The following is a 26455-nucleotide window of genomic DNA, read 5'->3' as shown; positions in this document are numbered from 1 at the left end:
TGCATGACCTCACCTACGCCTGTGCCTTCGCGTCGACGCCTGACCCGAGAGGCACGCACTCGCCAATTGCTGGATGCGTCCTGGGCGCTGATCAGCGATGAGGGGACGGACGCCCTCACGCTGGGGCGCCTGGCCGATGTCGCCGGCATCACCAAGCCCGTCGTGTACGACCACTTCGGCACGCGCAACGGCCTGCTCGCAGCCTTGTACGAAGACTACGACGTCCGGCAAACAGCGCTGTTCGATGCCGCCATCGAAGGCGCCAAGCCGACCCTGGCGGACAAGACGCGCGTCTTCGCCGCTGCGTATGTCGACTGCGTGCTGACGCAGGGTCGCGAGATCCAGGGCGTCCTGGCAGCCCTGAGCGGCTCGCCGGAGCTGGCGGCCGTCAAGCGCCAGTACCAGAAGGCGCTGATCAAAAAGTGTGCGGAGATATTTGCACCCTTCACCGGGGCGCCGGGTCTATCGAGCGCCAGTCTCTGGGCGCTGCTGGGCGCCGCCGACGCGTTGTCGGATGCCGCGGTGGTGGGAGACATCACGGCGGAGCATGCAAAAGAAGAGCTGCGGCACACCCTCCTGGGGATGGTCAAACGCAGCAAGCTCAGCTCGGGCTGAACGGCGGTTGGCTCGATCGTTCCCTTCTGCCCTCCCCCAACCATGACGTTTTTTCCACGCTGGCTGCGAGCTTGCGCGCATTGCCACATCGGTAAATGCCGAGGCAACTGCGACCGCACGTGGGCGCCGTTCATGCGCAGCCCATCGGCCGCCTCTCGCAGGCCTTCGCCGAGGTCGCCTCTCTGCTCTGCCGGACAAAGGCTAGCGGGCACCTATCGAAACGCCACCGCACTTCACCCTGATCGTGCGCTGGCAATCACTCGCGGACCACACGCCCGGCTTCGGAGCGAGTGACGGCCATCGCCTGTTCACGGAAGGTCTGCAGGCCGACTTCTCGGGGAGCTACATCACATCGTGGGAGCGGGATTCACCCACGGTGCTCCCATCTTCTATGGCTTGGCTGCTGCAGTACCCGGCGGATTGCAGTCTCTTCTTGGGCTGCAATCGGTCAGAGGCTGCCGGTGAATGAAATGATGACTGATTAGTGGCTATGATTGACCGGATGCCGAAAGGGATGAGACAGAAATGGCTTTCAATCCACGGTGTCTATTAATTAACAGGTTGCGCGCACATGGAATGGACCGAGCACTTTAATGGTTGGCAGGAGGCAATTGGAAAGCCTGAATCAGACGCCCATTTGCGGATGGAGGCTGCGCGCAAGCGTGTCCGTACGAATACTTCTGAAGACTGGCAATGGCTCGCAAAGTCGCTGGCACACCCGAAGCAAAAGGTATTTGTCGCACTGGTTTTCAAAAGGCAGCCAGTGCCAAAACGACTCCTCGCTCCTTTTCTGCACGCGGCGGTGATGGATCACGATCCCTCTCGTAATCGCCTGTATATCGAACCATGCATACGATCATGGGGCGACAGAGAGGTAAACCAAAGACTACTGCGGTATCTAGAGACTGGATCAAACGAAGAAAAGGCGGGAGCCGCAAGCGCTTTTTACTGGGCGCGCGGAAACCCACGTGACGAAGACACTGCCTCACTGAATGCATTAATTCGCAGCGCACTCCTTCGTGAATTCGTACGCAACGAAGATCTGTCGGTCCGGCAACGCATAGCTCCGCTGCTGAACCTTGATACATCTGCCTATGCAATTGAAGACCGCCAGCTAATTTCCGAGGCAATTGAAATTGCTCGGAGACATACAGGTCAGTACATCCGGCACCGTATCGAAATTCAGATGGGAGCAGGCGGCCCATTCATGGCAATTCCAAAAATTCAATGATCTAAATTTCTCGTTTACAGACGTCAAAATGGCTGGCGGCAGCAGTTTTTTATGCGTGGTGAATGGCAGAAAAGGTTCGGTAGCTGCCTCTCACCAGAGGCAGCAAACGGCCAAAAGTGGACATTCGTCAGAGATTCCAGAGATAGCCAAGGGGGCGAACTTCGTCTTGGACGATATCTACACGTCAGCACAATTAAAAAGGGGTTTTACTCCTTTTTTACGAGCGAAAGACTCCACCATTGCCGTCAAATTTGACTAAGAGATAATGAATTCTGATTACCTCATCAACAATTGGCTGGATCTCGTATCGCTCACCTAGCACTTGAAATATACCTTCCTTCAAGTAGTAAGCCCTGAAAATGTGATGAGGCACATCCGAGTCTTCAGGTTCATGAAGAATGAGACTAGGAAAGATGTATCCGACTATTCCGTCTTGAAGATAAAGATCAAGCCGCTCGTCAAAGTGTTCAATCGAATTTCTTAACGCCCTATTCATCAGGGGGCTGTCGTCCTTTACACCAAAGACCTTTGATAGATACTGTCCGCGATCCTTGTGAACGGTCTTCTTGTACGTTCCCTTCACACCATCACGCGACGGGAAAAAGTATCGCGATATAGCTCCAGACTGGTTGACGACGTTCTGCAAACAGTCCAGTAATACGTCCTTCTTCTCTTGTGGATCAATCTCCCCATCTGAGATCTTCTTGATGATTTTTTCTGCAATGCTGCACGACTGGAAGGCAGAGGTCGTATTGAAGAGCATCGACTGAATGTAGAACGCCTGGTGCGGCGTCCAGATACTAAATGCCTCGTCCTCCATCCCTCATCTTCCCGTATTTATGTTCAAAATTTAGCAGTTCACATACCGAAGAATAGTGCCTAGAGAGGCACCGCTGGGGCAATCAAAGTCTCCTTTGGATCGCTTTCTGCCTCTCACGACCGACTTAGAACGGCCAAAAGCTGAAGGATCTCATCCTCGCTTTTTGATCCAAAGCCATTGGAGTGAGGGCAAACTCAATTAGTAGCCACTCAACTCGCGGAATTGCTGGCGGTTGTGGAGTTCGACCCACTCGATCACGTCGCAAGGAAGGTAGAGCTTCCGTTTTGCACGAGATATCGCAATGTATACAGCGCAGATTTGTTCATCGAACTCATCCGAATTTTTGAATTTTTCGTTTGTGAGTAGCTCAGGGGTCAGAAAGACTCCGTCGAACTCCATCCCTCCGGCCTCTCTCGCCATCATTACAGTGCAGCTTTTGCCTTGCTGGCCGAGCATCCATTTGAGCTGGTTCATATCGGCAATATTGAAGCCTTTTTCCAGTTCAGCCTCCACCCAAAGAAACGCCCCGTCATACTTGTTCGCCTCACGCACCTGCTGCCAGTTAGACATCTCACTAAAATACAGATGCGGTCCATCACTAATTTGATCGACCCTGTAGAAGTCCGGTTTGAACAGTGCTATGGCGGTGGCCATAAACTGCTTAAAATCCCTCAGCGCTTCTGCATTCCATAGACTTAGCGGTCGATCGACGGCGTTCATCTGGATGATCCACCTCATCGTATCCCAGTATGACGCAGTCAGTACTACGCAACCGTCTGAGGGCAGAAAGTCCTGGGGGTAATATCTGATAGCGACGTCATCTTCACTAGCGCCTTCGAAGGGAATTTTGCCTTTCTTCGAGTGTCGGTAGATTAGTGGATTGACCAGACTCTCGACGCTGCGACCTGAACGAACGGAATAGCTAATATCGCTTCGCCTAACTTCACGCTTTCTATTAACCATTGCGCCACCGGCTTGTTGATACTCATCACCAAGGGTAATTAGTACCTGTCGGCCACGCTCAATGATTTGAAGCAGCGATCCAGGGAGGTCCTGGCTTTCGTCGATGAGGACGTGGGAATAACGCGCCGGAATCACACAGCCCGCCAGACTTGCGCGCTTTATCGGCAGTAACGCCTCGAGCCCAACCAGTTTGTCCAAAGTTGGATTTGCCTCAACGTACATCCATAGGCGACTTGAATATTGCAGAAGTACCCTGGCATCTAAGTTAGACAGGGGGGTCTGGAACTTAGGTAGATGCTTGGCTGATAGCAAGACGTCTCTCGACTGGCAATAGCGCTCGACCACTTTCAAACAGATATTCAGCGTCGCAAGCTTATCGTATCCAGAAAGACCGAGGATGCTCAGCTCCTGCGACAATGCTAACTTGCTTGGGTTCCTGGCCGGCGCGCTCCCGGATTGAGGTCTGTATCCGGGCAGAAGGCTCTTTGCGAACCTCATGAAGGTAAAGCCCGTTTCCTTGGCGTGCGCTCCACCCATGCGCTTGCGAAGAGCTTCCAGCTTTCCCTCTGTGTGTGCCAGCACCAACGTGTTTTCGGGGCGCAGGCACTCTCTCAGGGCACCTAACAGATGGCTCTTGCCTATCCCTGCATAACCTTGAATATGCAGGTGTTCATCCAGATTAGCGCGGAAGGTCCTGATCAACTTATCCTGCGCAGGGGTCAACCATCGCTCGCGGTGCCAGGGCGTAACTACCTGCTCGCTAAACGGGCTTTTATTTCTGTAGTGACGTGCCTTGAATGCGACATCCCATTTTCCATTTGGTAACAAGTAATCCCGTGCTGAAACTTCATCAGGGAGGAGAAACCGCAGATTCAAACGTTTAGCAACCTTGCAGCCAGAGTAGAACTTACCCGGCTCAAAAAGTCGTTGTGCCTCCAACAATAATCCTGAGGATTCTGATTTTCGAGCGTCAACTGCCCAAGCAATGAGCTTGGCCAGAACACTCTCTGCCCAATGAGAAGTGAGTTGCTCTTCTGCCTCGCCCGCCAAGCTCTGGATAACCAAAATCGCAGCCAACTCTGGATCCGTCAGAGCGGGAAGATTTTTTGCGCCATTAGCACCTAGCAAACTTAAGCAGGTTTCAGCCGCGACCGGTAGGAATGGAGAGCTAGATAAATCAAAGTGTTCTGGGTGCATACGATCTCGCAGCCAAGGGAAGACGCGACCTGGGGTTAATCTCCGTCATATTGCTCGTCCATTTCGGGGTCATCCTCCCCTGGCTCATCCACCGCGCAGGATTCCAGATTATGAATGACACGCGCAGCACCGTCCCGGACATGCAAGACTCTACGGACATCGATGAGCCAACCCAACTCTATCAACCTAGAGCGAATCAGTTCTTTTGAAACGCCTAGGTAGGAACTCAAGTCCGCAAGAATTTGCTGAATGGTCACAATATTGTATTGTTCGTGGTCGACATAGATGACCCCATGCCCACGGTATTTTACATCGTAACGTTCAAGCAGAGGCTCCAGATGCTCAGCCAGCGTTTCCTTCTCCATCCAATTCGCAATCTTAGCTTCATTTGAGTCACTCATGGCTGGCCTCGCCGATAATGCTAAGCTCGAACTGGTAGTTACCCAGGGTTCCCGACATACCTCCAGGGTATTTCCTGTGCTCGTTCATTACCACAGTTCCATTCGTATTGATTTTCTCCTGTAACTCATAAACTGCCATTTCGAGCAGTCTGCGCAGGTCTCCAGAATCGCGTGCAGATATATGTAGCTGCAAATCAAACCTTCCCAAAGCTGGGCTCGGTTGTACAGCAGGTGCTGTTAGTTCAAGCGTCGCGCCTTGCTGCGCACTTACTGTTTGGCTACTCTTCGATCCACTAAGGATGTCGGCATGCTCCGAATCCATGAGGTCCAATACCTTCGAAAGCGCCAGAGTCTTCTCAGGATGTAAATGCATCTGGTCCTTGATCTCTAAGCGACGGATCTGCCATTCCCGAATCCTTTCCCTGGTCACGTTGTCTATTTCGCTCATTACCGCGTCCTCTCGATACTAAGTGTGAAAATTGCCACTCTTAGACCCCGTGGACTGAATGGCCAAGCGTAAACCCGGGGTATCGCCGATTGCTGACTCAAGTTACGCGGGGTACCTGTTCTATTTGCCGCCTTTACCGGTCTGTTACGTAACTGCAATTACAGCTGGCTTACCGCCGCGACTCTGATGAGTCACTGCCGCAAGTGTAGACGGGAGCCACGACGTCAGGTAAGGGCATTTTCGCGCCTTTGATTGATCCGCACTTGCGGGGGGCTCCTGAATGCGGCCGCGCGTCCGCAGCTACGAACCGAAACCAGACCAGCCTTTCGCGCATCATTGCATCAAGCCTCAAGAGCCGGCTGATCTCCGACCAATAGCCGGCCGGATCACTGCAGCGCTTCTCGTATATGCCGCGACGAGGATTCAATTCGGCTCACTCTGATAACGTGGCAACGGCCTCCTCTCCGTAGACGTAGCAGACCCGCTGCCCCAAAAGCTCGCCAGGAAACCTCTGGTTGCTGCGGGCGATGTCATCTACGGTAGCGACCCAGGATCGACCATGGGCCCAGCCATTGGCTTTGGCTGCCAGTAGACTGCACACGGTTCGGCGTTGCTGCGGTGGGGCTGCGAGCGATCGAAGCTGCCCGAACCGATGAAGCACTCCAGCCAGTGCAGGCACTTGGATACAACGGATAGGAGTGCTGGCGGCCATTTCAGCAATCAAGCGCAAGCCACCAGCCTCCTGATAGCGTTCGTCGTCTTCCAGGCATTCAGCCAAAGTAACCACGTCGATGGGAGAGCCTGTGCTTATCAGATCTTCCATGGCGAGGTAGATTCGGCAATGGAGGTACCCTAAGAAGTCACTCGGATTCAGCTCCTTGGCAGCTTCCCACCAGGCGTCGTGGTCGTTCATCAGGCATCCGAGCAGATGCCGTTCTGCAAGCTCTACAGCTGCGTCAAACACAGGGTTCGGGCCGTTTTCCCTTTCCATATCCACCTTCCAGGCCGCATCGTCAGTACTCGAGCGGTAACACTCAATCTCGCCAATAACGGCGCCCCGTGGAAGGGCATTGCATTTTACCGCGTCACCGGGGGCACTAGGGCTGACTAGCTGCCTATCACCAGAGCCAGCAATCGACCAGCAACGGACATGGCACGCTCGTTAGGACACACTGTCCAACCGAAAAATCGGTCATGACCGGCGCACATCGGCAAAGAGCGCTGACTTAATCTTGGATATCAGAAATCGAAGAGCTGAATATGAATGAATTGCCTGGGGCCGGCGCGGGCCATGATGACGCGACTCGTAAGAAAATTCATGCCGCGGTCATTGCGAGAAACTTGGCCAGTGCTTCGAACAATACCAAGTGGAATGAGTTGATTGATCATTTCCGCGAACGCCAAGGCTGGCGTCCATCCTATCGGTTCAAGTCTGTCACTGGGTATGTCTCAGGGTGGGATGTCGAGTGGATCTATCACCTACCGTTTCCATTTGCGTCGGTCGAATGGTTCGATATTGGCTTGTCGGAGGTCGCTCCGTCTGGCGGACGTCTGCTGCCACCGACCACCGTTGACCATACGGACGAAATTTCGGAGGTCATCGCACGGATTGGATTCGAGTTTGAAGTTCGCGCTGATGTACTAAGAGTCTGGGGATACCTCCCAAAATCGTACGAAGACTTTCACCTGCATAACAAATAAAAAGTGACTGCTCGGTAGCCTGTTCGCTCGGCTAATCTGGATATTCAGCCTTGCTTCTTGAACGTCCGCCTCCGGTCTGCAACTGCCTCTCCCCAGCAACTGACACAAGCCACCCCGGCGCCCCCCCCCCCCGAACTAGGCCCCAGACACCGTAGTTCTTCCAGGAAGAATTCCCACCAAGGAAATGCGCCGGCAGCCCTACGGCCGCCGGCGCGGTGGCGTCATGCGCCCAAGACGCGGCAGGCTTGCTCGGGGATGGTTACTGACACGGCCTGCCCCACGCGCAGCCCCATGTCGTGGCAGGGCATGCTGAGGGCCGTCAGCGAGATGCCGGAGCACTGGACGGTGGTCTCGACGGTGGCGCCGATGTCACGGATGAAGGTGACGGTTCCGTCCAGGCGATTCGCCGCCGGTGCCTGCGGCGTCGAGAGTTGCAGGTCTTCCGGGCGCACCAGCATGCGCACGCTGGCGCCCGGCTGGATGCTGGGGCAATGGTTGGCGCGCAACGCCGCGCCGCCCGGCAATTCGACCCGACCCTGGCCCAGCACGGTGGCCGGGAAGATGTTGCCCGAGCCGATGAAGTCGGCGACGAAGGCGTTGGCCGGATTGCGGTAGATCTCGATCGGCGTGCCCACCTGCTGGATGCGATGTTCGCCCAGCACCACCACGACATCGGCCATGGTCATGGCCTCGCGCTGGTCGTGGGTGACCATGATGGTGGTGATGTTCAGGCGTTGCTGCAGCTGGCGGATCTCCACCTGCATCGACTCGCGCAGCTTGGCGTCCAGCGCCGACAGCGGTTCGTCGAGCAGCAGCAGCTTGGGGTGCGAGGCGATGGCGCGGGCAATCGCCACGCGCTGGCGCTGGCCGCCGGACAGCTTGGCCACCGGCCGGTCGACCATCTGCTGCAGCTGGATCATCTGCAGCAGCTCGGCAACGCGCGCCTGCTGGTCGGCCTTGCCGACGCCGCGCAGCTTCAGCGGATAGGCGATGTTCTCGCCGACGGTCATGTGCGGGAACAGCGCAAGCGACTGGAACACCATGCCGAAGTTGCGCTGGTGCGCCGGGATGCGGCTGATGTCTTCGCCGTCCAGGAGGATTTCGCCGCCGCTGAGGCTTTCCAGGCCGGCGATCATGCGCAGCAGCGTGGTCTTGCCGCAGCCGGAGGGGCCGAGGAAGCAGACCAGCTTGCCCTGCGGCAGATGCAGGTTCACGTCTTTCACGGCGCAGGCGCTGCCGTAGTGTTTCTCGACGTTATGCAGTTTCAGTCCATTCATGTTTCACCTCGAATCAGAACGACACGCCACCTTCGCCGACCAGCTTCTCCAGCGCCCAGATGAGGACGAAGTCGATCAGCACGATCAGCACGGCGAACGAGAAAACGGTGGGATCCAGCGAGGACACGGTGCGGCTGTACATCCAGATCGGCACGGTCATCACGTCGATGTTGTAGAGGAAGTAGGTCACGGTGAATTCGTTGAACGAGACGATGAAGGCCAGCAGCATCCCGGCGAGAATGCCCGAGCGCATCAGCGGCACGACCACGTCGACGATGGCGCGCAGCGGCGCGGCGCCGAGCATCTGTGCGGCCTCCTCCACCTCGCTGCCGATGGCGACCATCGCCGCCGTGCAGTTCTTCACCACGAACGGCAACGCGAGGATCACGTGGGCGATGACCAGGCGCGAGGTGTCCAGGTGCAGCGGCAGGCTGTCGAACACCAGCAGCAGCGCCAGGCCCAGCACGACCATGGGGAACACCAGCGGCAGCGACATCAGTTGCAGGGCGACGGCCTTGCCGCGGAACTCGCAACGGGTCAGCGCGTAGGCGGCGGGGACCGCGACCAGGGTGGCGAGGACCATGGTCAGGCAGGACACCAGCAGGCTGGTGGTCAGCGCCTTGCCCAGGCTGAGCACGTCGCTGGCATCGGGCGAGACGAAGGTCTGCCAGGCCGCGCGGTACCACTGCAGGCTGTAGCTGCTGGGCGGAAAATCGAGGTTCGCGGCGCCGCTGAAGGACATCACGATCATGCTCAGGATCGGCAGCACGGCGAGCAGCAGGATGACGCCGGAGAGCATCAGGGCGAAGCGCCCGGTGTCGCCCGGCAAGGTGGGTTGGCGGCGGGTCATTGCGAGGCCTCCAGGATGCGCCGGCGGCGGCCGGTGACGACTTCCGACAGGGTCATGATGGCAAGGGTGGTGACGATCAGCACCACGCCGGCGGCGGAGGCGGCCGGCCAGTTCATCAGCGGGGCGATCTGGTCATGGACCATCACCGCGAGCATCGGCACGCGGCGGCCGCCCAGCAGCAGCGGAACCACGAAGCTGCTGGCGTTGTAGGCGAACACCAGGGTGGCGCCGGTGAGGATGCCCGGCAGGCTCATCGGCAGCACCACCTGGCGGAACACCTGGAAGCGGCTGGCGCCCAGGGTCGCCGCGGCCTCCTCGTAGCTGCGCGAGATGCCGCGCATGGCGCTGGCGATGGGCAGCACGGCGAGCGGGAAGGCAGTCTGCACCAGCCCCATGAGCACGCCGTTCTGGTTGTACAGCAGCATCACCGGGCGCTTGATCAGGCCCAGGGCCAGCAAGGCCTTGTTGAGCATGCCCGCGGGGCCGAGGATCACCAGCCAGCCATAGCTTTGCAGGAGCAGGTTGACCAGCAGCGGCAGCAGCACGGCAGCGAGGAAGATCCGCCGCAGCAACGGCGATTGCAGGCGCGACATGCTGTAGCCGACGGGGATCGCCAGCAGCACGGCGATCAGTGCGCTGACGAAGGCCAGGCGCAGCGTCAGCAACAGCGATTTGAGGTAGTACGGCTGCAGCAGCTGGGCATAGCTGGCCAGGCTGAAGCCGGACCATTCGGCGCCCTTCTCGCCGACGCTCATGCGCACGACCAGCAGGCTGGCGGCGATGAGCACGATGAGGAAGCACAGCGACGGCGTGAGGAAAAGCCAGGCACGCGCCGTCGGTGAAATCGCCCGGGCCGGGCGCACGGGCGCCACGCCGACCGGGCGGGTCGGATTGCTCGATTGCATAGTGCGTGTCTCGTCAGAACGGAGAATGTCCGCGTCGCGCGCAGGCGGGGCTGGCAGCCTGCGCACGACTGTTCATGACCGCCGTGGCGGCCACGGCTGCATCAGGAAGAGAAGATTTCCGTGTAGCGGCGGATCCACTGGTCGTGAACGGTGGCGAGGAAGGCGCTGTCGTGCATGATCGCCTTCTCTGCGATCTGCTCGGGGGTGAGGATGTACGGGCTCTTGCGCGCCTCGGCGGAAATGATCGCCTTGGCGTTGACCGGGCCGTTGAAGATGTCCTCGGCCATCTTGCCCTGCACGTGGGGGTCCAGGGAGTGGTCGATGAAGGCGTGGGCCAGGTCGATGTCGCCCGGACGGTTCTTGGGCAGCACCGAGAGCATCAGGTCGGTGTAGAAGCCTTCCTTCATGCCGAAGGTGGCGCCCAGGCCGTAGTTGGGATCGCGGATCTGCTTGGGGAAGAACGCCGGCGCATAGAGGCCGCCGATATCCAGCGAGCCGGTGCGGAACAGCTCGGCGATCTGGTTGGGGTTCTCGCCCAAGGTCATTACCCGGTCCTTGAGCTCTTCGAGTTTCTTGAAGCCCGGCTCGATATTGTGTTCGTCACCGCCGGCCAGCTTGGCGGCGATGATGATCAGGTCCATGGCCTCGGTCCAGTTCGGCGGCGGCAGGAACAGGCGCCCGGCGTAGTCCTCGTCCCAGAGCGCCGCGTAGCTGTCGGGCACATCCTTCACCGTGCGGGTGCTGTACACCAGGCTGTTGCACCACAGCAGGTAACCGATGCCGTGGCCGTCGGCGCCGGTCTGGTACTTGGCCGGTACGTCCTTGAGATTGGGCAGGCGGTTGAGGTCGGGTTTCTCCAGCAGCCCGGCGCTGGCCAGGCCCTCGGCGCCGACGCCGGCCAGGGTGATGACGTCGTACTGCGGGCGGTCGCCGCCGGCCTTGAGCTTGGCGACCATTTCCGAGGTGCTGCCGGTGCGGTCGGCGATCACCTTGGCGCCGGTCTTGGCCTCGAAGGTGGCGGCGATGTTGCGCAGCGCCGCAAGGCCGGTGTCGTCGGACCAGGTGAGCAGCCGCAGGGTCTTGCCCTGGAAGCGGTTGTCGCTGGCGCTGGCCCGGATGAACGGCATGGACAGGGCAGCCGCGGCTACCGAGGCCGCGCCGACCGTTTTGATGAATTGCCTTCTGCTGAAATCACGCTCGCCCATCGGGGACTCCTTTGCTCTTATCGCTTTTGTTTAGGAAGGTCACGGGTGTCTGGCGGGAGGTCGGGGCTGTCGCCCCCGCCTGCCGGATCCGCCTGGCGGCCCCGGAATCCGGGGGGATCAGGCTGTTCGGCGGGGTCATCCTGCGACCTCGGCGGGGTGCCAACAATCGAAAAAATGTCATCGAAGCCATGTCCTGCATGCATGGCTGGCGTGCGCCCATGAGCAGGCCGCAGACCTTCTCCGGAAGGCCCGCACTAGAGCGGTTCGAGAAAAAAAGACGCGCCGGGAGTCCGGCGCGTGAGGGGAAATGCTCCCCGGAAAAATCCCTGCCGCCCGGGTGCGTCAGGGAAAGGGACGGATCAGCGCTGGCTGTTCAGCCAGGTCGCCTGGTCGATCTCGATCAGGGTCGGCAGCGAGCTGGCGCTGGCTTCGCGCAACGCAGCGCGCAGGGCGGCCTCGTCGCTCGCTCGATGGGCCTTGCAGCCCAGCGCCCGGGCCGCGCCGACGAAGTCGGGGGTGTAGATGTCGACGCCCACCGGCTCGATGTCGCGGTTGACCATGTAGCGCTTGATTTCCTCGTAGCCGTGGTTGTTCCACAGCAGCACGATCAGCGGGACGTGCGCCTCCACCGCGCTGGCCAGTTCCGGCAGGGTGAACTGCAGGCCGCCGTCGCCGATCAGGCACAGCACCGGGCGTCGCGTGTCGTCGCCCAGCCAGGCGCCGATGGCCGCCGGCAGCGCATAGCCGAGGGTGCCGTAGCCGGTGGAGGAGTTGAACCAGCGGCGCGGCTTCTCCAGGTCCAGTGTCAGGTTGCCGGTGTACACCGGTTGTGTGGAGTCGCCCACCAGTACCGCGTCGGGCAACTCCTCCAGCGCCACCTGCAGGAAGCGGGTCTGGGCGCGCAGGTTGTCGTCCAGGGTCGCCAGCACGCCTTCGCGCACCCGGGCGGCGCGGCGGCTGCCCCACTGCACTGCATCGGTCGCGAGGCTCTGGTCTTCCAGCGCCTCCAGCAGGGCTTCCAGCGCCAGCCCGGCGTCGGCCACCAGGGCGGCGCGCGGCGGATAGTTGCGCACGGTCTGGTCGGGGTCGATGTCGATGCGCAGCAGCGCGCCAGGAATCTTGAAGCCACCGGCGAAGGTCACGTCGTAGTCTGTTTCGCCCAGTTCGGTGCCGACCGCGAGCACCACGTCGGCCTCGTTGACCAGTTCGCGGGCGGCGTCGGTGGACTGCGTCGAGCCGATCAGCAGCGGATGCTTCGAGGGCAGCAGGCCCTTGGCGTTGATCGTCAGCGCCACCGGCGCCTGCAGGCGCTCGGCCAGCCGCTGCAGAGCCGCCCCGGCGTCGACGGCGCCGCCGCCGGCGAGGATCAACGGGCGCCGCGCACTGGCCAGCAGGCCGGCCATCTCGGCCACTGCCGTCGGTGCGGCGCCGGCGCGGGCGACACGAACCGGCTGGCTCGACAGCAGCGCGTCGGCGTCCTCCACCAGCACGTCGAGGGGAATCTCGATGTGCACCGGGCGCGGCCGCCCGGCCTGGAACAAGGCGAAGGCGCGGGCCAGCACCGCCGGCAGTTCGGCGGCCGACATCAGTGTGTGGGAGAAGGCGCTGCAACCGGCCACCAGGCTGCTCTGCGACGGCAGCTCGTGCAGCTTGCCGCGGCCGCCGCCGAGCTGGCTGCGCGCCTGCACGCTGGAGATCACCAGCATGGGAATCGAGTCCGCGTAGGCCTGGGCCATGGCCGTGGCGATGTTGGTCATGCCCGGGCCGGTGATGATGAAGCACACGCCCGGCTTGCCACTGGTGCGCGCGTAGCCGTCGGCCATGAAGCCGGCGCCCTGTTCGTGGCGCGGCGTGACGTGGCGGATCGTCGAGCGGGCGAGCCCGCGATAGAGCTCCACGGTGTGCACGCCGGGGATGCCGAACACCTGCTCGACGCCGTAGCCCTCGAGCAATTTCACCAGTACTTCGCCGCATGTGGCCATGGACTTCATCCTTATTGTTGATCGTCGATCTGGCGCGCCGTCGGGTGTTTCCGCAGGGAAACCCAGGCCAGGCATGAAGAGGCGAGGCGCGTGCAGGGAGTCGGCATTGGACCTGCCGGCCGAGGGCGCTGACAAACCAAAATTTGTCATACTAGGCATGTCTTCACCTCATGCCTGAGCCACGATGAAGCGCCTACCGCCCCTGCCCGCCCTGCACACCTTTCTGATCACCGCGCAATGCTGCAACTTCACCCGTGCGGCCGGTCTGCTGCATATCACCCAGGGTGCGGTGAGCCGGCAGATCGCCGGCCTGGAGGGGCATCTGGGCTATCCGTTGTTCCAGCGCCAGGCGCGCGGCCTGACCCTCACGCCCCAGGGTCGCGATCTGCTGCCGCGCATCCAGCAGGTGTTCGCCTTGATCGAAGAAGCGGTGGAGGAAGTCGGCGGCAAGCGCGACGCGCTGCAGCTCAAGGCGCCGACCTGCATCATGCGCTGGCTGTTGCCGCGGCTGTTGCAATGGCAGGCCGAGCGACCCGACGTGCCCGTGGAGCTGACCACCACCGTGCAGCACTCGGTGGATTTTCGCAGCGAGGAGTTCGATGCCGCCGTGGTCTACAGCCTGCAGAAGAAGGAAGGCCCCGCCTGCCACCGGCTGTTCGACGAGCAACTGACCCCGGTGTGCGCCCCGCAACTGCTCGACGGCCCGCTGCCCCTGGGCGCGCTGGAGGACCTGGAGCGCCACATGCTGCTGCACCCGACCCGCGACCAGCGCGACTGGGAGGCGTGGCTGTCCGCGGCCGGCACACGGGTCAGCAACATGGGCAAGGGGCAGCACTTCGATACCCTCGACCTGGCCGTGTCGGTGGCTACCCAGGGCGCCGGCGTGGCGATGGGCGACTGGGCGCTGATCGGCGACGATCTTCGCGCCGGGCGCCTGGTCGCGCCCTTCGAGCTGAAGGTGCGCACCGGAGCGGCCTACTACCTGGTCTACCCCGAACGCCGCGAGACCTCGCCGCAATTGCGCGAACTGATGGACTGGCTGTTGCGCCAGGCGGCCGAGCCGCCGGCCGCCTGAGGCCGCCTGCGACGACGCGATGGCGTCACCCGCAGGGCCTTCGACGGTGCGTGTGCCTCCTGCTTTCAGGGAAAAATTACTTTCGAAAAATCTGAAGTAATTATTTGCGCCGGACTATTTTTTCCATCGCATCAAGCTGCGACAACTGCATTCACACCAAGCCACAGAGGTCTTGGTCTACGCGGACCGGAGCGCCTGAAAAGCTCCGGCCGCACTGTTGTTCCTTACTGCCAAAGCCGGCGACAACACGCCAGGCGCACAACAACAATCGGCGAGTACAGGCCCGCGCAGCAGCGGTCTGTCAGAGGAATACCACCATGTCCACGCGTGTGCAGTTCTCCCCTTCGACACCCTCCCCCACGTCCGCCGATTCGTTTCGCCGCCTGACGTTCTCAGTCGCCGCGCCCGTGCGCTGAACCTCCAGCCGAATCCTTCGCCGTGCCCGACGGCGCGGTTCACCCTGTCCGGAGTTCGTTCATGCGACTCGAGATCTTCCGCACCCTGTGGGGCTACACCCATGGCTGGCCGCAGGCCATCGCCGAACTGCGCGAGGCCGGTTTCGACGGCCTGGAAGCGCGCGTGCCCCAGGATCCGGCCCTGCGTGCGGAGTACGCACGGCTGCTGGCCGCCGAGGGCGTGCCCTACATCGCCACCCTGTTCACCGCCCATGACGTGCTGCCCGACCAGTCGGCCAGCCCGCAGGTGCACCTGGACGACCTGCAGCGCAAGCTGGGCGGCGCCGCCGAGCTGTCGCCGCGCCTGGTCAACACCCTGGCCGGCAACGACCGCTGGCCGCTGGCTGCGCAGGTCGACTTCTTCGGCCGCGCCCTGGAGCTCGCCGCCGCGCAGGAGCTGACCTGCCTCTTCGAGATTCATCGCGCCCGCTCGCTGTATAGCCCCTGGGTCACCCTGGAGCTGATTCGCCAGGTGCCGCAGCTGCGCTTCACCACCGACATCAGCCATTGGGTGGTGGTCTGCGAGCGCCTGCTCGACGACCCCGCCGACGACCTCTCGCCCTTCGTCGAGCGCGTGCAGCACATCCAGGCCCGCGTCGGCTACGACCAGGGGCCGCAGGTGCCGCACCCCGGCGCGCCGGAATACGCCAACGCACTGGCCTTCCACCAGAAGCACTGGGAAGCCGTCTGGCGCGCCCAGCAGGCTCGCGGCCAGCAGATCACCACCCTGACGCCGGAATTCGGCCCGGACGGCTACTTGCATCACCTGCCCTTCACCAATGCCCCGATCGCCGATCTGTGGGCGCTGAACCGCTGGATCGCCGACGAAGAGCGTCGCCACTTCCAGCGCTTCCTCCAATCCTGAATCCGAACCGGAGCCATCGAACATGCAGGAGCAAGCAAGCAGGGCCTTCACCTCCATTCCCGTCATCGACATCGGCGGGCTGTTCAGCGAGCGCCTGGACGAGCGCCAGGCGGTGGCGGCCGAACTGGGCAAGGCAGCCCGCGAAGTGGGCTTTCTCTACATCCGCAACCACGGCCTGGACCCTGCGCTGATCGAAGGCCTGCAGGCGGCCGCGCGGGACTATTTCGCCCAGCCGCTGGAGGCCAAGATGCGCCACTACATCGGCGTCTCGGAAAGCCACAAGGGCTTCGTCCCGGAAGGCGAAGAGGTCTATTCCAAGGGCAAGCCGGACCACAAGGAAGCCTTCGACGTCGGCTTCGAAGTGCCGGCCGACGATCCGCTGGTGCTGGCCGGCACGCCGTTGCTGGGGCCCAACCGCTGGCCGGACGTGCCCGGTTTCCAGCAGCAGGTCAGCGCCTACTACCAGGCGGTGTTCGCCCTCGGCCGCAAGCTGTTCGACGGCTTCGCCCTGGCGCTGGGCCTGGAGGAAGGCTACTTCGACCCGCTGGTGAGCCGGCCGCCGTCGAAACTGCGGCTGATCCACTACCCCTTCGATGGCGAGGCGCAGGATGCACCGGGCATCGGCGCCCACACCGACTACGAGTGCTTCACCATCCTGCATGCCACGCAGCCGGGCCTGGAAGTGATGAACGAAGACGGCCAGTGGATCGACGCGCCGCCAGTGCCGGGTGCCTTCGTGGTGAACATCGGCGACATGCTGGAGGTGATGACCAACGGCGCCTTCGTCGCCACCGCCCACCGCGTGCGCACCGTGCGCGAGGAGCGCTACTCGTTCCCGCTGTTCTATGCCTGCGACTACCACACGCAGATCCGCCCGCTGCCGCAGTTCGACAACGGCAGCCAGGACTACGAAACCATCGCCATCGGCGAGCACATGTGGAGCCAGGCGCTGCAGACCTACAGCTACCTGCGCCGCAAGGTCGCCGACGGTGAGCTGGCACTGCCGGAGCGGGCGCGCAAGCCGTCCAGCTTCGGCCACCTGAAAAAACAGACGCAGCCTTCCTGAAGCCGCGCGCAACCCTAGACTGGAGCAATCACCATGAAAACCACCCGCACCCTCCTGGCCGCCGCTGTCGTCGGCGCAGCCCTCCTGGGCACCCTGCAGACCGCCAGCGCCGCCCTGACCGCCACGCCGGGGCAGTTCAAGGTCGGCATGGAAATCACCTACCCGCCCTTTGAGTCCTATGACGGCGACAAGGTGGTCGGCTCGGACCCCGAGCTGGCGGAGCTGCTGGCCAAGCACATGGGCCTTACGACGAGCTTCGTCAACACCAAGTTCTCCGGGCTGATCCTGGGCCTGAACGCCGGCCACTTCGATGCGGTGATCTCCGGCATGTACGTCACTCCCGAGCGTACCGCCCAGGCCCTGGCCATCCCCTACGCGCAGACGGGCGCCGCCATCATGGTGCCGGCCGACAGCGCCGAGCGCCCGGCCAAGCCCGAAGACCTCTGCGGCAAGAAGATCGGCCTGGAGAAAGGCACCACCTGGGTGCCGAAGTTCGAGGAGCTGTCCAAGACCTACTGCGTTCCCAATGGCAAGGGCGCCATCAGCGTGAGCGAATACCCGTCCGCCCCGGAAGTGACCCAGGCGCTGCTGTCGAAGAACGTCCAGGCCCAGGTGGAGATCTCCGGCGCGGCACACATGATCGCCGAGCGTTCCAAGGGCCGCGTGGTCGTCAGCTCCAGCGAGCTGATCTACAAGCAGACCCTGGGCATGTATGTGAAGAAGGGCAATCAGGAGCTGTACGACGCACTCAAGACCGCCTTCCAGAAGACCAAGGACAGCGGCGAATTCGCTGCCCTGCTGAAGAAGTACGCTCTCGAAGAAGCCCCGGCGACCGAGTGATTCCGCGTTAACGCAACATGAAAGACGGGGCTGGCCTCGCGCCAGACCCCGCTCGCCGAGGTGCCCATGCAGTTCGACTGGTCCTACTTCTTCTCCCTCTTCTCCTTGCCGGATTTCTGGAAGGCCTGCGTCACGGTGATCGAGCTGAGCGCCCTGACCTGGCTGATCGGCATGGTCCTGGGCTTCTTCCTCGCCTGCGCCAAGCTCTCCGGCTCGCGCTGGCTGCGCGTGCCGACGGGGCTGTACATCTGGTTCTTCCGCAGCGTGCCGCTGCTGGTGCTGGTGGTCTTCGTCTACAACCTGCCGCAGCTGTTCCCGGCCAGCGGCGCCCTGCTGTCCAACCCGTTCATTTCCGGCCTGCTCGCCCTGGTGCTGACCGAAGCGGCGTACATGGCCGAGATCCATCGCGGCGGCCTGATCTCCGTCGCCAAGGGCCAGAAGGAAGCCGGCCGCGCCCTGGCCATGGGCAGCATCGGCATCCAGCGGCTGATCGTCATTCCGCAGGCGTTCCGCATCTCGCTGCCGACGCTGATCAACGAGTACGTCACCGTGGTCAAGCTGACCTCGCTGGTCTCGGTGATCTCCCTCACCGAGCTGCTGCAGGTCGGCGAGCGCCTCTATGCGCAGAACTTCCTGGTGATGGAAACCCTCTCGGCGGTCGCCATCTACTACGTGCTGATCGTCACCCTGTTCGGCTGGGGCCTGCAGTACCTCGAGCACCGCCTGGACCTCAACGCGCGCAAACCGGAAACCCTTTCCGACGAGCACCTGGACAGCCTGCGCAGGAGCCTTCCGGCCACCCCGGTGGCCAGCCGCGAGGCCGGCCCGGCCGGTGCCCCGCCCGCGCTGCAACTCAAGGGCATCCGCAAGCGCTACGGCTCTCACGAAGTGCTCAAGGGCGTCGACCTGAGCGTGGGCAACGGCGAGGTGGTGTCGATCATCGGCCCGTCCGGCTCCGGCAAGACCTCGCTGATCCGCACCGTCAACGGCCTGGAAGGCATCGACGGCGGCGCCACCGCGCTATTCGGCAAGCCCTACATCGAAGCCGGCAAGCCCGACCCGGCGCGCCTGCGCGACGGCGTGCAGCACATCGGCATGGTGTTCCAGAACTTCAACCTGTTCCCGCACCGCACCATCCTCGACAACGTCACCCTGGCGCCGCGCTTCCACGGCCTGGCCGGGCGCGACATCTGCGAGCAGAAGGCCCTCGCGCTGCTGGACAAGGTCGGCCTGCTGGCCCACGCCAACAAGTACCCGCACCAGCTCTCCGGCGGCCAGCAGCAGCGCGTGGCCATTGCCCGCGCGCTGGCCATGGCGCCGGCGATCATGCTGTTCGACGAGCCGACCTCGGCGCTGGACCCGGAGCTGGTGGGCGATGTGCTCAACGTGATCCGCGACCTGGCGAAGGAAGGCATGACCATGGTGATCGTCACCCACGAAATGGATTTCGCCCTGTCGATTTCCGACCGGGTGATCTTCATGGAGCACGGTCAGGTGCAGGTCGATGCCGCGCCGGCGCGCATCCGCAACGGCGACTGCGGCGAGCGGGTGATGCGCTTCATCGGCCTGGAGCGCCAGGCCCAGCAGGACGAGGCGCAGCACCGCGCCTTCCTCGCCGGCTGACAGCGGAGGACCAGGCGGCACAGGGCGTGCCGCCTGGACGTCCATTCACGGGGCCGAGGGCGGGCTGCCGCTGATGAGTCTCCCCAGAAGCGCCAGCCCTTCCCTCACCTCCTCCAGCGACGGGCCGCCCAGACACAGGCGAATGCCTGACGCCGGGTCGCCCGGGTCCACCATGACCGATTCGGGCGGCGTCACCCGGATGCCCACCGAGGCGGCCGCCGAGGCCAACTGATCGGCAGCCTCGCGGGGCATCGGCAGCCACAGGTGATAGGCGTCCGGGTGCGCGACGAGCTCGGCCGCGCCGAGCAGCGAAACCGCCAGGCTCGACCGCCGGCGCGCTTCGTGGCGCAGGTCCTGCGGGATGGAGGCGATGACACCGCTGGACAACCACTCCTCGACCACGGCACAGGACAGCGGCGACGGCGCCATCGGGATGTCCTGCAGGAAGTCCCGGGCCAGCTCGGTCATCGCCGCGGGCAGCGTGAGCAGGCCGATGCGCAAGCCGGGGCCGATGGACTTGGACAAGCCATTGACGTGCAGCACGCGCTCGGGCGCCAGGGTCACCAGCGCCGGCGCGGTGGACGGCCCCAGCGCGTAGACGCCGTCCTCGATGATCCAGGCTCCCGCCTGCCGACACACCTCGACAATCGCCTGCCGGCGCGCCAGGCCCATGGTGGCGGTGGTGGGGTTGTGCAGCGTCGGCGTGAGGTACACCGCGGTGCTGGCGCCGCCCGCGACACGTTCCAGCGCCTGGGCGAGCGCCTCCGGCAACATGCCCTCGGCGTCCATCGCGACGCCCTGCATCCGGTAGCCCTTGCGCCGCGCCAGTGCGATGGCGCCGGGGTAGGTGACCCGCTCGGTCAGAATCACCCCGCCAGGCCCGCAGGCCAGATCGAAGGCCAGTGAAATCGCCTGGCGGGCGTTGCTGGTCAGCGCCAGATTCTCGGGGTCGACCTCGATACCCAGCGACTGCAGCCAGCGGGCCAACAGGCGCCGATGCTCCAGATGGCCGGCGGGTGGCGAGTAGAGCGTGAGGTGATCGGCGTCGATCGTCCGTGCGACGCCGGCCAGGGTGCGCGCCAGCAGGCGTGCCGACAGCATCGCCGGCGGCACGTTGGAGGACAGATCGATCACCCGGTCCTCATGGGCCTGGCGGATCGCCACGAACATGCCGCGGCCCTTGACGCTGCGCACCAGCCCTCGACGCTCCAGGGCCGCATAGGCCTTCGTCACCGTGCCCAGGCCGATCCCCAGCTGCCAGGCGAGATCGCGATGGGCCGGCAGGCGGTCGCCGCCCTGCAGGCGCCCCTCGACGATGTCGTCGGCCAGTGCCCGTACCAGCCGCTCGGCGGCGCTTGCGTCGAGTTCCGCGAGGCGCGGTGTCCAGGGCGATTGAAGCAGCATGCGGAGCGTCCCGAGTGAGGAATAGTGTAGCGTGACACTATTTAAATAGATCAAAAGTGTAACGTGCATTAGGGTGACTGGCGACATCCAACCGTTTCGCCACAGCCCGCCGCCACCGCGGGCACTGGAGTGCTCGATGTTCAACAGCACCATCGCCCTCGCCTTCGGCTCCTACTTCCTGGCGGCGGCCAGTCCGGGGCCGAGCAACATGGCGATCATGGCCACGGCCATGCGCGACGGCCGCCTCCCCGCCCTCGCCCTCGCGGGCGGGGTCATGACGGGCTCGCTCACCTGGGCAGGGCTGGCGGCAACCGGTCTCTCCACCCTGCTGGCCACCTTTGCCGAGGCGCTCATCGTCATCAAGGTGGTGGGCGGCCTCTACCTGCTCTACCTGGCGGCGCGGGCCGGCAGGTCCGCCCTGCAGCCGATCCCGGCGCCCGCCCGCACCGAGGCGGCACGCACGCCACCGCGCTACCTGCCCCTGTACCGCCAGGGCGTGCTCATGCACATCAGCAACCCCAAGGCGATCATGTCCTGGGTGGCGATCATGTCGCTGGGCCTGCAGCAGGGCGCTCCCAGCGGCACCTTGGCGACCATCATCGGCGGCTGCGCCCTGCTCGGCATCGGCATATTCGGCGGCTACGCCCTGCTGTTCTCCACCGCCCGGATGATCGCTGTCTACGCCAGGCTCGGCCGCTGGATTCAGGGACTCTTCGCCACGCTGTTCACCGTCGCCGGGGTGAAGCTTCTGGTCGCGCCCGTTTGAGTCGCCATCCAACACTCACCCAAGCCAGGAGCGCTGTCGTGTCCCATGAATTCCAGATGATCGACGTGTTTGGCAGCCGGCCGCTGTCCGGCAATCCGCTGGCGGTCGTGCTCGGCGCCGATGGGCTGACCACCGGGGAGATGCAGCGCCTGGCGCGCTGGCTCAACCTGTCAGAGACCACGTTCCTGCTGCCGCCCACCCATCCGGAGGCGGACTACCGGGTGCGGATATTCTCGCTGGACAGGGAGCTGCCCTTTGCCGGGCACCCCACCCTGGGCAGTTGCCATGCCTGGCTCTCCACCGGGCGCGCGGCGAGCAAAGCGACGGAGATCGTCCAGGAGTGCGGCGTTGGCCTGGTGACCATTCGCCGTGAGCCCGGCCTGCTCTCCTTTGCCGCGCCACCGCTCATGCGCAGCGGGCCGCCCTCGCCGGCAGAGTTGAGCGAAGCGATTGCCTTCCTGCGGATAGCGCCGGGCGATATCGTCGATGCCGCCTGGGTCGACAACGGTCCGGGCTGGCTGGGCATCCGCCTGGCGTCGGCGCAGAAGGTGTTGGCGCTGGCCCCGCAACGCAGCTGGCCGCGCAGGATCGACATCGGCGTGGTCGGGCCGCATTCGGCTGGCGAGGCGGCGATCGAGGTTCGCGCGTTCTTCAACAATCACCTGGGCACCATCGTCGAAGACCCCGTGACCGGAAGCCTCAACGCCTCCCTGGCCCAGTGGCTGTTCTCCACCGGCGTGGTCGAGGGAGACTATGTCGCCGCCCAGGGAACCCGGCTCGGCCTGCACGGGCGCGTTCACGTATCGCGCGACAGTACCGGCCAGGTGTGGGTCGGCGGCAGGACCCACACCCAGGTCAGCGGCCGACTCCAGGGCCTGGCCTGAGCCTTGGGCAACGCGCCTGTCGCACGGCCATGCGCTGCCCGCCGGGCAAACGGCGAGGGTTACCCCCGTCGCCGGTACAGGCTGCGTGCCAGTGCATCCAGCGCGAAGCCCAGCACGCCGATCAGCAGCACCATGGCCATCAGCTCCGAGTAGGCCAGGCGGTCCCGCGTGTCGAGGATGTAGTAGCCGAGCCCGGCGCTGACGCCGAGCATTTCGCACGGCACCAGGACGATCCAGAGGATGCCGATGGCGAGCCGCACGCCGGTCAGCACGTGGCCGAGGACGCCGGGCAGGATGACCTTGCGCAGCGTTTCGTACGGTGTGGCGCTCAGGCTCCTGGACAACTGCAGCCAGCGCGGGTCGAGCTGGCGCACTCCGGCCGCGGTGTTGAGCAGGATCGGCCAGACGGCGGCGAAGGCCAGCAGGAAGTAGATCGGCGAGTCGCCCACGCCCATCAGCATCACCGCGATGGGCATCCACGACAGCGGCGAGATCATCCGCAGGAACTGGAACGCCGGCGTGGTGGCCGCCTCCAGTTGGCGCGACGCCCCCACCAGCAAGCCCAGCGGCACGCCCACGGCCAGCGCCAGGAGCAGGCCGAGCAGCACCCGCTTCAGGCTCACCAGCACGTGTTCGTACAGCTCCGGGCGTACCAGCAGCTCGCCCAGGCTGGTGAAAGTGGCCCGGGGCGAGAACAACTGCCCCAGGCCGTCGCCGCCGAACCACCGCACGCCGAGCCACCACAGGCCGAGCAGCGCGAGCAGCCCGGCCAGGCCCAACGCCCAATGGCGGCGCGTGGAAAGCACAACCGGTGTCACGTGGTGATCTCCTCGCGGCGTTCGAAGCTGTCCGGGTAACCGAAGGCGCCCAGGCCGCCGACGCCGGCCAGCGCCTGGCGCACGAAGCGGTCGTCCACCAGGTCCTTCGCCACCTGCGAAGGTTCCAGCGCGGCGAGGAAGCCTTTGTCGCCCTGGATCAGCGTGTCCTTCAGGCGGCGCACCAGTTCCTCGGTGTAGCTGGGGAACGGGTACGGCTGGAAGTCGATGCGCTCCTCGTGCCAGTCGGCATGGCGGATCGCCCCGTCGGCCAGGTACTGCTGGCGCTCGCCGGCCGCCGGGGCCAGCACGCGGCCGAGCACGTCCGGCGCATGGGGCGTGTAGCGGTTCTCGCCCTCCTTGGACAGCAGCCTGGCGGCTTCGGCGCGGTTGTCGCGCGTCCACAGCTGCGCCTTGACGATGGCGTTGACCACCTTCTGCGACCACTCCGGCCGGTTGTTCAGGTCGTGCTCGTGCATGAACACCACGCAGCACGCATGGTTGCGCCAGACGTCGCCAGTGAAGCGCTGGATGCGCCCGACCTTGAGGTTTTCCGCCAGGGCATTGAACGGCTCGGCGACGATGTACCCGGCGATGCGTTTGGACGCCAGCGCCGGCGGCATGTCCGACGGCGGCAGCACCACCAGGTTGACCTCGTTGGCGGCCAGCGCGGCGTTGGCCGGCTTGCTCACGGCCTGCAGGCCGTTGTCGCGCAGCAGCGATTGCAGCACCACGTTGTGGATCGAATACCAGAACGGGATTGCCAGCGTCTTGCCGCCCAGCTGCTTCACGTCGCTGATGTCCGGCGCCACGGTCAGGCCCGAGCCGCCGACGTGGTTCCAGGCCACCACCTTGGCCGGCACCTTGCTGCCGTAGCGCGCCCAGATGGTCATTGGCGACAGCAGGTGGATGACGTTGACCTGGCCGGAGATGAACGCCTCGATCACCTGCGCCCAGCTGCGCAGCAGTACCGGGCGTTCGGCCTTGATGCCCTCGGCGTCGAACAGGCCGTTGGCATGGGCCACCAGCAGCGGCGTGGCGTCGGTGATCGGCAGGTAGCCGATGCGCACCGGGGCGTCCGGTTCGCTGGCGGCGCGCGCCTGCAGGCTGGACAGCAGTGGCAGTGCGCCGGCGGCGGACAGCAGCGCGGCGAGTTTGAGGATGTCACGTCGGGAGTGTGTGGGGTCGTCCAGGCACATGGGCAGGCTCCTTCGCAGAGGGGATATTTGCGTGGGTGCGGCTTGCCCGCCGTAGGGTTAGGAGGATCTCGACCCGCAACGCGCCCAGTTCCTCGACCAGCTCCGCACGGGGTTGCGGCAGGTCGATGCACCACTCGCCCAACGTCCGCGCCGGGGTGTCGCCCAGTAGCAGGATGCGGTCGGAGAGCAGCAGGGCTTCGTCGATGTCGTGGGTGATCAGCACGGCGGCGGTGCGCCGCTGGTGGATCACGCCGAGCAGCAGTTGTTGCATGTCGGCGCGGGTGACTTCGTCCAGCGCACCGAAGGGTTCGTCAAGCAGCAGCACCTGCGGTTGCCGCGCCAGGCAGCGCGCCAGCGCCGTGCGCTGGGCCATGCCACCGGAGAGCTGCGCCGGCATGAAATCGCGGGCGTGGCTCAGGCCGACGGCGGCGATGGCATCGTCCACGCGCTGCTCCAGCGTGGCCTTGTCGAGTGTCGGCTGGCGGGCGAAGTCGAGGCCGAAGGCGACGTTCTTCACCAGGCTCAGCCAGGGCAGCAGGCTCGGGTCCTGGAAGGCCACGGCGACGCGCGGGTGCGGGCCGTCGATGGGCTGGCCGAGCAACTGCACGCGGCCGGCGGCAGGTTTCTGCAACCCGGCGAGCACGCGCAGCAGGCTGGACTTGCCGACGCCGCTGGGGCCGAGGATGGACACCACCTCCCCCGGCGCCAGCGCCAGCGCGAAGCCTTCGAGCACACTGCGCCAACCGTTGTCGCCGGGGTAACCCAGGGCAACGTCGCTGGCCTGCAGGATCACCTCGCTCATGCGCGCGCCTGCTTCTGCAGTTCGGCGCGCAGCTGCACCAGGCTGGGCGTGACGATGGGCACGAAGGCCGACTCGCGCCAGCGCCGGGCGAACGCCGCGCCGTACTCGCTGAGGTAGGCCTTGCCGCCGCTGGCCTGCAGCTCCAGCTGTACGGCCGCTGCCGCCCCCTCGGCCAGGCCGATGCGCAGTCGGAACAACCTCGCCGGCTCGCCGAGGAAGGCGCCACTGTGCAGCCCGTCGCGCAGCTGCGCGACGCGTTCGTCGAGTTCGGCGCTCAGGCGCTGTTCTTCCTCGCGCAGCACCGAGCGACGGTCGCTCAGGTGGTTGCGCACGGCTTCCAGGGCCTTGCGGGTGAGGCCGATGGTCATCGCGCATTGCAGGCCGAGAAACGCCGGGCGCACGGCCGGCAGGTACTGTCGGGCATCGTCGTGCAGCAGCCATTCGAGGGGCAGCTCGACGGCGGAGAAATCCAGCGCCGCGGTGTTGCTCGATTGCAGGCCGAGCAGTTGCAGATCGCCCGAGCGGGTCAGGCCGGCGCTGTCGGAAGCGATGGCCGCCACCAGCGGCGCCGCGCCCGGCCGTTCGATGGCGGCCGCCACCACGAAGCGGCCCTTGCGCAGGTTGGTGACCCAGTGCAGGCGGCCGTCCAGCGTCCAGCCATCGCCGGCGGGCGTGGCGGCCACCTGCAGGTTCTCGATGCCGGAGAGGAACTTCATGGCATTGGAAAGCCCCGTGGCGCCGGCCAGGCTGCCATCGAGCAATTCGCCCAGCAGGCGGTCGCCCAGTTCGCGATTGGGGCTCTGCAGCAGGTATTCGATGAAGGCGCGCTGGCCCCAGAAGACGAAGGCGGCGGTCAGGGAATGGCTGGCGACGTCGGCGATGGCATCGATCGCATCGAGCAGGTCACCGCCGCTGCCACCGCGCTCGGCCGGCACGCCAATGGCGAACAGGCCGGCAGCGGCGAGTTGCGGCAGTACACTCTGCGCATCGGTATGGCCGAGGTCGAGGCCCTCGGCGTGCTCGTCGAGCCAGCGGCTCAGGGTCGGGTCGAGCATGTCGCTCTCCT

25 protein-coding genes are annotated in these 26455 nt (G+C 64.1%); 10 read left to right on the top strand and 15 right to left on the bottom strand.

Annotated features, from left to right (window positions below):
- The first annotated feature begins 3 nt into the window (after positions 1-3).
- Together ACNFIA_RS08420 and ACNFIA_RS08415 are read left to right on the top strand one after the other, a co-directional pair.
- Positions 4-615, top strand: a complete 612-nt coding sequence (locus ACNFIA_RS08420; protein WP_416784007.1) for a TetR/AcrR family transcriptional regulator — start codon at positions 4-6, stop codon at positions 613-615.
- A 571-nt stretch (positions 616-1186) separates the two neighbouring features.
- Positions 1187-1846: a hypothetical protein gene (locus ACNFIA_RS08415; RefSeq protein WP_416784005.1), complete on the top strand. Its 660-nt coding sequence runs from the start codon at positions 1187-1189 to the stop codon at positions 1844-1846.
- Positions 1847-2063: 217 nt separating this feature from the next.
- Here ACNFIA_RS08415 and ACNFIA_RS08410 read toward each other — a convergent pair whose 3' ends face one another.
- From ACNFIA_RS08410 to ACNFIA_RS08390, 5 genes are all read right to left on the bottom strand, one after another.
- Positions 2064-2666: a hypothetical protein gene (locus ACNFIA_RS08410; protein ID WP_416784003.1), complete on the bottom strand. Its 603-nt coding sequence runs from the start codon at positions 2664-2666 to the stop codon at positions 2064-2066.
- Between the two features lie 198 nt (positions 2667-2864).
- A complete protein-coding gene (locus ACNFIA_RS08405; RefSeq protein WP_416784001.1) occupies positions 2865-4826 on the bottom strand; it encodes a hypothetical protein in 1962 nt (653 codons plus the stop codon).
- A gap of 35 nt (positions 4827-4861) precedes the next feature.
- A complete protein-coding gene (locus ACNFIA_RS08400; protein ID WP_416783999.1) occupies positions 4862-5227 on the bottom strand; it encodes a hypothetical protein in 366 nt (121 codons plus the stop codon).
- Positions 5220-5675 (bottom strand): hypothetical protein, encoded by a 456-nt coding sequence (locus ACNFIA_RS08395; protein ID WP_416783997.1) that lies wholly within the window; start codon positions 5673-5675, stop codon positions 5220-5222. Before ACNFIA_RS08395 ends, ACNFIA_RS08400 begins: the two co-directional genes overlap by 8 nt.
- A 433-nt stretch (positions 5676-6108) precedes the next feature.
- Positions 6109-6666, bottom strand: coding sequence for a DnaB-like helicase N-terminal domain-containing protein (locus ACNFIA_RS08390; RefSeq protein ID WP_416783995.1), 558 nt, complete (start codon positions 6664-6666; stop codon positions 6109-6111).
- Positions 6667-6935: 269 nt separating this feature from the next.
- Between ACNFIA_RS08390 and ACNFIA_RS08385 the strand changes: the two genes are divergently transcribed.
- Positions 6936-7376 (top strand): DUF6678 family protein, encoded by a 441-nt coding sequence (locus ACNFIA_RS08385; protein WP_416783993.1) that lies wholly within the window; start codon positions 6936-6938, stop codon positions 7374-7376.
- A 221-nt stretch (positions 7377-7597) separates the two neighbouring features.
- On the opposite strand, the gene ACNFIA_RS08380 is transcribed toward ACNFIA_RS08385, so the two are convergent.
- The 5 genes from ACNFIA_RS08380 to ACNFIA_RS08360 all read right to left on the bottom strand — a co-directional run bounded on the left by ACNFIA_RS08380 (position 7598) and on the right by ACNFIA_RS08360 (position 13595).
- Positions 7598-8653 carry an ABC transporter ATP-binding protein gene (locus ACNFIA_RS08380; RefSeq protein WP_416783991.1) on the bottom strand — a complete coding sequence of 352 codons (1056 nt, stop codon included), beginning with the start codon at positions 8651-8653 and terminating at the stop codon, positions 7598-7600.
- Between the two features lie 13 nt (positions 8654-8666).
- On the bottom strand, positions 8667-9503 hold the full coding sequence (locus ACNFIA_RS08375; protein ID WP_259755676.1) for an ABC transporter permease: 837 nt from the start codon (positions 9501-9503) through the stop codon (positions 8667-8669).
- Positions 9500-10408, bottom strand: a complete 909-nt coding sequence (locus ACNFIA_RS08370; protein ID WP_259755677.1) for an ABC transporter permease — start codon at positions 10406-10408, stop codon at positions 9500-9502. Before ACNFIA_RS08370 ends, ACNFIA_RS08375 begins: the two co-directional genes overlap by 4 nt.
- A 101-nt stretch (positions 10409-10509) precedes the next feature.
- Positions 10510-11613 (bottom strand): ABC transporter substrate-binding protein, encoded by a 1104-nt coding sequence (locus ACNFIA_RS08365; protein WP_416783988.1) that lies wholly within the window; start codon positions 11611-11613, stop codon positions 10510-10512.
- 359 nt (positions 11614-11972) lie between these two features.
- On the bottom strand, positions 11973-13595 hold the full coding sequence (locus ACNFIA_RS08360; protein ID WP_416783986.1) for a 5-guanidino-2-oxopentanoate decarboxylase: 1623 nt from the start codon (positions 13593-13595) through the stop codon (positions 11973-11975).
- 184 nt (positions 13596-13779) lie between these two features.
- On the opposite strand from ACNFIA_RS08360, the gene ACNFIA_RS08355 reads away from it, so the two are divergent.
- The 5 genes from ACNFIA_RS08355 to ACNFIA_RS08335 all read left to right on the top strand — a co-directional run bounded on the left by ACNFIA_RS08355 (position 13780) and on the right by ACNFIA_RS08335 (position 19519).
- Positions 13780-14670 (top strand): LysR substrate-binding domain-containing protein, encoded by an 891-nt coding sequence (locus ACNFIA_RS08355; protein WP_259755681.1) that lies wholly within the window; start codon positions 13780-13782, stop codon positions 14668-14670.
- A gap of 477 nt (positions 14671-15147) precedes the next feature.
- Positions 15148-15990, top strand: coding sequence for a sugar phosphate isomerase/epimerase family protein (locus ACNFIA_RS08350; RefSeq protein WP_416783983.1), 843 nt, complete (start codon positions 15148-15150; stop codon positions 15988-15990).
- Positions 15991-16012: 22 nt separating this feature from the next.
- Entirely contained in the window at positions 16013-17056 is a 1044-nt protein-coding gene (locus ACNFIA_RS08345; RefSeq protein WP_416783981.1) for an isopenicillin N synthase family dioxygenase, read from the top strand.
- Between the two features lie 33 nt (positions 17057-17089).
- Positions 17090-17896, top strand: coding sequence for an ABC transporter substrate-binding protein (locus ACNFIA_RS08340; protein ID WP_259755686.1), 807 nt, complete (start codon positions 17090-17092; stop codon positions 17894-17896).
- A gap of 66 nt (positions 17897-17962) precedes the next feature.
- Positions 17963-19519: an amino acid ABC transporter permease/ATP-binding protein gene (locus tag ACNFIA_RS08335; protein WP_416783979.1), complete on the top strand. Its 1557-nt coding sequence runs from the start codon at positions 17963-17965 to the stop codon at positions 19517-19519.
- Between the two features lie 45 nt (positions 19520-19564).
- Here ACNFIA_RS08335 and ACNFIA_RS08330 read toward each other — a convergent pair whose 3' ends face one another.
- Positions 19565-21076 carry a PLP-dependent aminotransferase family protein gene (locus ACNFIA_RS08330; protein WP_416783977.1) on the bottom strand — a complete coding sequence of 504 codons (1512 nt, stop codon included), beginning with the start codon at positions 21074-21076 and terminating at the stop codon, positions 19565-19567.
- Here ACNFIA_RS08330 and ACNFIA_RS08325 point away from each other — a divergent pair.
- Both ACNFIA_RS08325 and ACNFIA_RS08320 read left to right on the top strand, forming a co-directional pair.
- A complete protein-coding gene (locus ACNFIA_RS08325) occupies positions 21060-21689 on the top strand; it encodes a LysE family translocator (RefSeq protein ID WP_416783975.1) in 630 nt (209 codons plus the stop codon). The genes ACNFIA_RS08330 and ACNFIA_RS08325 overlap by 17 nt on opposite strands.
- Before the next feature lie 56 nt (positions 21690-21745).
- Positions 21746-22573 carry a PhzF family phenazine biosynthesis protein gene (locus ACNFIA_RS08320; protein WP_416784612.1) on the top strand — a complete coding sequence of 276 codons (828 nt, stop codon included), beginning with the start codon at positions 21746-21748 and terminating at the stop codon, positions 22571-22573.
- A 59-nt stretch (positions 22574-22632) separates the two neighbouring features.
- Here the strand turns inward: ACNFIA_RS08320 and ACNFIA_RS08315 are convergent, their stop codons facing one another.
- Genes ACNFIA_RS08315 through ACNFIA_RS08300 form a run of 4 tightly spaced genes read right to left on the bottom strand, consistent with a single transcriptional unit; the run spans position 22633 to position 26444 of the window.
- Complete coding sequence (locus tag ACNFIA_RS08315) at positions 22633-23379, bottom strand: ABC transporter permease (protein ID WP_416784610.1); 747 nt, start codon at positions 23377-23379, stop codon at positions 22633-22635.
- An 8-nt stretch (positions 23380-23387) separates the two neighbouring features.
- A complete protein-coding gene (locus ACNFIA_RS08310; protein WP_416783973.1) occupies positions 23388-24587 on the bottom strand; it encodes an ABC transporter substrate-binding protein in 1200 nt (399 codons plus the stop codon).
- On the bottom strand, positions 24553-25389 hold the full coding sequence (locus ACNFIA_RS08305; protein WP_416783971.1) for an ABC transporter ATP-binding protein: 837 nt from the start codon (positions 25387-25389) through the stop codon (positions 24553-24555). Before ACNFIA_RS08305 ends, ACNFIA_RS08310 begins: the two co-directional genes overlap by 35 nt.
- A complete protein-coding gene (locus ACNFIA_RS08300) occupies positions 25386-26444 on the bottom strand; it encodes an acyl-CoA dehydrogenase family protein (RefSeq protein WP_416783969.1) in 1059 nt (352 codons plus the stop codon). Before ACNFIA_RS08300 ends, ACNFIA_RS08305 begins: the two co-directional genes overlap by 4 nt.
- Positions 26445-26455 lie beyond the last annotated feature (11 nt).

The organism is Pseudomonas sp. NY15437, from assembly GCF_048068435.1.
Lineage (GTDB): Bacteria > Pseudomonadota > Gammaproteobacteria > Pseudomonadales > Pseudomonadaceae > Pseudomonas > Pseudomonas nitroreducens_B.
The sequence above is the reverse complement of the archived record's forward strand: the minus strand, read 5'-3'. Positions and strand labels throughout refer to the sequence as shown.

Coding starts and splice junctions, on each gene's coding strand:
- ACNFIA_RS08420 (WP_416784007.1), top strand. CDS start 4: ATGACCTCACCTACGCCTGTGCCTTCGCGTCGACGCCTGACCCGAGAG.
- ACNFIA_RS08415 (WP_416784005.1), top strand. CDS start 1,187: ATGGAATGGACCGAGCACTTTAATGGTTGGCAGGAGGCAATTGGAAAG.
- ACNFIA_RS08410 (WP_416784003.1), bottom strand. CDS start 2,666: ATGGAGGACGAGGCATTTAGTATCTGGACGCCGCACCAGGCGTTCTAC.
- ACNFIA_RS08405 (WP_416784001.1), bottom strand. CDS start 4,826: ATGCACCCAGAACACTTTGATTTATCTAGCTCTCCATTCCTACCGGTC.
- ACNFIA_RS08400 (WP_416783999.1), bottom strand. CDS start 5,227: ATGAGTGACTCAAATGAAGCTAAGATTGCGAATTGGATGGAGAAGGAA.
- ACNFIA_RS08395 (WP_416783997.1), bottom strand. CDS start 5,675: ATGAGCGAAATAGACAACGTGACCAGGGAAAGGATTCGGGAATGGCAG.
- ACNFIA_RS08390 (WP_416783995.1), bottom strand. CDS start 6,666: ATGGAAAGGGAAAACGGCCCGAACCCTGTGTTTGACGCAGCTGTAGAG.
- ACNFIA_RS08385 (WP_416783993.1), top strand. CDS start 6,936: ATGAATGAATTGCCTGGGGCCGGCGCGGGCCATGATGACGCGACTCGT.
- ACNFIA_RS08380 (WP_416783991.1), bottom strand. CDS start 8,653: ATGAATGGACTGAAACTGCATAACGTCGAGAAACACTACGGCAGCGCC.
- ACNFIA_RS08375 (WP_259755676.1), bottom strand. CDS start 9,503: ATGACCCGCCGCCAACCCACCTTGCCGGGCGACACCGGGCGCTTCGCC.
- ACNFIA_RS08370 (WP_259755677.1), bottom strand. CDS start 10,408: ATGCAATCGAGCAATCCGACCCGCCCGGTCGGCGTGGCGCCCGTGCGC.
- ACNFIA_RS08365 (WP_416783988.1), bottom strand. CDS start 11,613: ATGGGCGAGCGTGATTTCAGCAGAAGGCAATTCATCAAAACGGTCGGC.
- ACNFIA_RS08360 (WP_416783986.1), bottom strand. CDS start 13,595: ATGGCCACATGCGGCGAAGTACTGGTGAAATTGCTCGAGGGCTACGGC.
- ACNFIA_RS08355 (WP_259755681.1), top strand. CDS start 13,780: ATGAAGCGCCTACCGCCCCTGCCCGCCCTGCACACCTTTCTGATCACC.
- ACNFIA_RS08350 (WP_416783983.1), top strand. CDS start 15,148: ATGCGACTCGAGATCTTCCGCACCCTGTGGGGCTACACCCATGGCTGG.
- ACNFIA_RS08345 (WP_416783981.1), top strand. CDS start 16,013: ATGCAGGAGCAAGCAAGCAGGGCCTTCACCTCCATTCCCGTCATCGAC.
- ACNFIA_RS08340 (WP_259755686.1), top strand. CDS start 17,090: ATGAAAACCACCCGCACCCTCCTGGCCGCCGCTGTCGTCGGCGCAGCC.
- ACNFIA_RS08335 (WP_416783979.1), top strand. CDS start 17,963: ATGCAGTTCGACTGGTCCTACTTCTTCTCCCTCTTCTCCTTGCCGGAT.
- ACNFIA_RS08325 (WP_416783975.1), top strand. CDS start 21,060: ATGTTCAACAGCACCATCGCCCTCGCCTTCGGCTCCTACTTCCTGGCG.
- ACNFIA_RS08330 (WP_416783977.1), bottom strand. CDS start 21,076: ATGGTGCTGTTGAACATCGAGCACTCCAGTGCCCGCGGTGGCGGCGGG.
- ACNFIA_RS08320 (WP_416784612.1), top strand. CDS start 21,746: ATGATCGACGTGTTTGGCAGCCGGCCGCTGTCCGGCAATCCGCTGGCG.
- ACNFIA_RS08310 (WP_416783973.1), bottom strand. CDS start 24,587: ATGTGCCTGGACGACCCCACACACTCCCGACGTGACATCCTCAAACTC.
- ACNFIA_RS08305 (WP_416783971.1), bottom strand. CDS start 25,389: ATGAGCGAGGTGATCCTGCAGGCCAGCGACGTTGCCCTGGGTTACCCC.
- ACNFIA_RS08300 (WP_416783969.1), bottom strand. CDS start 26,444: ATGCTCGACCCGACCCTGAGCCGCTGGCTCGACGAGCACGCCGAGGGC.